The following is a 367-nucleotide window of genomic DNA, read 5'->3' as shown; positions in this document are numbered from 1 at the left end:
CATATCGTTTCCTTCCTCGATGCAAAAGGAAAGACCGGGCTGCTCGATGACATAAACAAGGTCTATGAGAGGGAAAAGGAAAGGAGGGGACTATGAACATAAAGATTCAGGGTGGCGGTTCCGGAACCTATGCCAATACAGGGAGCTGCACAGGAGTTACGACCTATCTCCAGCATGAGGATCTGGAGCGCATGAAGAACGGCCGGGAGGTACAGCCGTTCTTCAATAACTCACGTGACTACATAAGCGCACAGGAAGTAACCTTCAAGATAGACAACAACAAGGCAAAATTAAGCCGGAACGATGCGAAGTTCTATGTGATCACGGTAAGCCCTTCCAGCCGGGAGCTGGAGAAAATGGGCAAGAC

The 367-nt window shown here is 49.6% G+C and carries 1 protein-coding gene; it reads left to right on the top strand.

The genetic code is table 11. The features are described from left to right. Positions 1-92: 92 nt before the first annotated feature. On the top strand, positions 93-367 hold a 275-nt coding region (locus M3090_RS15685; protein WP_249057813.1), incomplete at its 3' end, for a DUF5712 family protein.

Origin of the sequence: Bacteroides sp. ET71, from assembly GCF_023336905.1 — a bacterium.
In the GTDB taxonomy this organism is placed as follows: Bacteria; Bacteroidota; Bacteroidia; order Bacteroidales; family Bacteroidaceae; genus Bacteroides.
The sequence above is the reverse complement of the archived record's forward strand: the minus strand, read 5'-3'. Positions and strand labels throughout refer to the sequence as shown.